This is a genomic window from Streptomyces sp. G-G2 (assembly GCF_030063135.1).
In the GTDB taxonomy this organism is placed as follows: domain Bacteria; phylum Actinomycetota; class Actinomycetes; order Streptomycetales; family Streptomycetaceae; genus Streptomyces.
Genome location: NZ_JASISO010000111.1, coordinates 1 through 3,329, shown reverse-complemented (window position 1 = coordinate 3,329; position 3,329 = coordinate 1). Strand labels below are relative to the sequence as shown.

3 protein-coding genes are annotated in these 3,329 nt (G+C 68.2%); 1 reads left to right on the top strand and 2 read right to left on the bottom strand.

Features of this window, described 5'->3' with window-relative positions:
* Positions 1 to 33 precede the first annotated feature (33 nt).
* Together QMF80_RS37710 and murJ are read right to left on the bottom strand one after the other, a co-directional pair.
* Positions 34 to 1,200 (bottom strand): IS630 family transposase, encoded by a 1,167-nt coding sequence (locus QMF80_RS37710; RefSeq protein WP_283461924.1) that lies wholly within the window; start codon positions 1,198 to 1,200, stop codon positions 34 to 36.
* Between the two features lie 211 nt (positions 1,201 to 1,411).
* Positions 1,412 to 3,100 (bottom strand): murein biosynthesis integral membrane protein MurJ, encoded by a 1,689-nt coding sequence (gene murJ, locus QMF80_RS37705; RefSeq protein WP_283461922.1) that lies wholly within the window; start codon positions 3,098 to 3,100, stop codon positions 1,412 to 1,414.
* A gap of 16 nt (positions 3,101 to 3,116) precedes the next feature.
* Between murJ and QMF80_RS37700 the strand changes: the two genes are divergently transcribed.
* Complete coding sequence (locus QMF80_RS37700) at positions 3,117 to 3,257, top strand: hypothetical protein (RefSeq protein WP_283461920.1); 141 nt, start codon at positions 3,117 to 3,119, stop codon at positions 3,255 to 3,257.
* The last annotated feature ends 72 nt before the right edge of the window (positions 3,258 to 3,329 follow it).

Sequence of the window (3,329 nt, the reverse complement as noted above, 5' to 3'; positions counted from 1 at the left end):
AGTGGTCGACGCGCGAAGTCCTTCGGGGGTTGATCAAGCAGTCGGTGCGGTGGAGGATTCTTCCTGTCGGTCGAGAGAGTGTCGGTCGAGTCTGGCCAGCAGATCGTCCAGGTCGGAGGTGGTGAACCTCCACTGGAACGGCTGTGCCGTGGCGTTGTAGCGGTCTTCGAAGTCTCGGAGCCGATCGCGGACCTGGGTGAGGTCGGTGAAGTCGTTGGGTGCCACGACTTTGCGTTGGACGATGGAGAAGAAGATCTCCACCTGGTTCGTCCAGGAGGCGTGCACGGGGGTGTGGACCATGACCGCGTTCGGAAAGGTTCTGGTCAGGCGGTCGATGGCCCGTTGTCCGCGATGGGAGGAGCCGTTGTCGACGATCCAGAAGACGCGTTCGGCGGCGGCGTAGGGCACGGTGGTCATGACCTGGGTGACCAGGTTCATGAAAGGCACGATGCCCGTTCTGTCCTCGCAGCGGCCGAACACCTTCGCCCGGTGGACGTCATAGGCGGCCAGGTAGGCCAGAGCGCCGCCGCGGCCGTACTCGTGGTTGACGCGCATCGCGCGGGCCTGTCCCGGGGCCAGCGTGGGGTGACAGCGGCAGCGGGCCTGGACGGAGGTCTTCTCGTCCGCGCTGATGACGTACTCGTTGTCACCCAGCGCGATGCCCTGCCAGGTGCCGGCGTACAGGTCCATGATCCGCGCGGCCTTGCGCTGGAAGTCCGGGTCCCGGATAAAGATCCAGGACCGGTACTGCCAGGGCTTGATTGCGTCCTGTTGGAGCCAGCGGCGCACGGTGGAGGCGGAGACGGACCCGGCGATGGCCCGGGCGACCACCTCACGCGCCAGTTCCGGGCACGACCACCGCGCCAGCGGAGTCCCGGACTCGGCGGGCAGTTGGCAGGCCAGCGCCTTGACCTCGGCGACCTGCAGCGGGGTGAACGAGGCTGGCCGACCGCAGCGTTTGTGGTCCGCCAGGCCCGGCAGGCCCTGCGCGGCGAACCGGGACCGCCAGGTCCGCACGGTGTCCAGGTGCATCCCGCTCTCGCGGGCGATACGTGCGTTGGCCCGTCCCCGGGCCGCCAGCAGCACGATGTGCGCGCGCACCCGGGTCCGGTGCGGGGTCTTGTGACCGTAGGCCGCCTTCTTCAGCCGCGCGCGTTCGGCGGTGGTGAGGGATATCGGACGAGCGGTGGCAACAGGCATGGCGGGCAGACCGATCAGCTGGAGCGGATCACGACGGGTCGTAGCCTGCCGCACCTGGCCGCAGGACGATCGGGCACGATGGCCGCCATGCCCCCACCGCCCGATGCCACCAACTCCTCGCTCGCCCACCACCCACGCGCCCACGCCACCCGGCCACAGCTGACGGACCTGCACATTCGCCACCGCGGCCCCTCAGCCTGAGCCGGGAGGGTCATCTCAAACCGGGCAGGCTCCGCAGCTCTCCGACCTTCAAAGCCCGCGCGAGGAGCAGGAAGAGGAGGAGCATCGTGCCGCCTCCTGCGGCAAGGCCCAGGGCTGGAACCCAGGGGTTCGAGGTGAGGGTGGTGGCGCAGGCGCGGGCCACGAGCCAGCCGAGTGCTCCGGCCGCGAGGGCGGAAGCCGACAGCTTGCCGTAGGTGCGGCACAGTCTCTTGCCGTCCAGTCGTCCTTCGAGGCGCCGTCGCAGCAGCAGCGCGGTGATGAGCAGGCCGATGGAGTAGGCCACCGCGTAGGCGGCGGCCATGCCGGTGACGGCCCACCGGGCAGGCATCAGCAGATGGCAGGCGGTGGCCAGGGCGATGTTGGCGACGCTGATCCACACGGCCATCCAGAACGGGGTGCGGGTGTCCTCGAAGGCGTAGAAGCCGCGCAGGAGCAGGTATTGCGCGGAGAAGGGGATCAGGCCGAGTCCGAAGGCTTGGAGCATGTGTCCCAAAGGCCGGGTGGAGGCGGCATCGGCCGCGCCGTGGGCGAAGAGCAACTGCGCTATCTGCGGGCCGAAGGCGAGGAAGAAGAAGGCGGCGGGGACGATGATGACACCGCTGATCCGCAGGGCTTGGGAGAGGTCACCGCGCAGATCGTCCAGGCGGTGTTCGGCGACCGCACGGCTCATCCGTGGCAGCAGGGCGGTGACCAGCGTGACCGTGATGATCGACTGCGGCAGCATCCAGATCGTCTGCGCGTAGGTGTAGGCGGAGAAGCCCACGCCGTCCCTGGGCAGTGTCTTGTCGGCGGCGGAGGCGTAGCGGGTGACCACGGTGCTGGCGACCAGGTTGGCCAGCACGAACAGCAGTGTCCAGCGGGCTGCGCCGATGCTCTTGCGCAGGCCCGTGCCACGCCAGTCGAAGCGGGGACGGAAGCGGAAACCGGCCGCACGGACGAAGGGGATCAGTGCGAGGGCCTGGACGGCCAGGGCGAGCGTGGTGCCTGCCCCGAGCAGCGTCACCTGGGTTTGGGTGATGTCCTGCACCCCGTCCGGGGCGGTCATGAGGCCGACGTACACGCCGAACATGGTGATCAGGACCACGTTGTTGAGGACCGGGGTCCACATCATCGCGCCGAACTTGTTCCGCGCGTTGAGCACTTGCCCCAGGATGCTGAACAGTCCGTAGAAGAAGATCTGCGGGAGCAGGAACCTGGCGAAGACCACCGTCAGCTCGAACGCGGCGTGGTTGTCTGGCGAGTCGCTCTGATAAAGGCTGATGATCTGCGGCGCGGCCCACACCGCTAGGAGCGTGCCGACCCCGAGCACGCACATCGTGAGGGTGACCAGGCGCTGCTCGAAGGCCCGCCCACCGTCCGGCTGCTCGATTCTGGCACGGACCAGTTGCGGCACCAGCACAGAGTTCAGCGCCCCGCCGATGAGCAGGAAGTACAGGCTCGCCGGCACGACATTGGCCTGGTTGTACGTCGTGGCGAGCAGGCCGGTTCCGAGCGCACCGGCCTGCAGTACCTGTCTGATCAGCCCCGTCGCCCGGGACACCACCGTCCCCGCCGCCATCAACAGGGACGAGCGCATCAGCCCGCCCCGTGCCGCACCCGACTTCGCAGCGGCGTGCCGCCCCCGCCTCTGCTTCCCCCGTGACCGCGCTTCCGCCGCGGCCTGCGTGCCCTCCACCATGCGCCCAATCTACGGCTTGACGATCACCATCATGTTCACTGCTTGTCCGAAATCCGTACCGGGCGAGCAGGACACCGGCACGGACCACCGCAACCGCCCCGCGAACGTCAATGTTCACCTGTTCCAAGCAGGGACGCAGCCCGATACGGACGCTTGATGCCCTCGAGAATCGCCACACTCACCACCGGCTCCGGAGTCAACCCCCGAAGGACTTCGCGCGTCGACCACT

Bases quoted from the DNA above. Each gene is read 5' to 3' on its own strand.
- QMF80_RS37710 (WP_283461924.1), bottom strand. From the start codon at position 1,200: ATGCCTGTTGCCACCGCTCGTCCGATATCCCTCACCACCGCCGAACGC.
- murJ (WP_283461922.1), bottom strand. From the start codon at position 3,100: ATGGTGGAGGGCACGCAGGCCGCGGCGGAAGCGCGGTCACGGGGGAAG.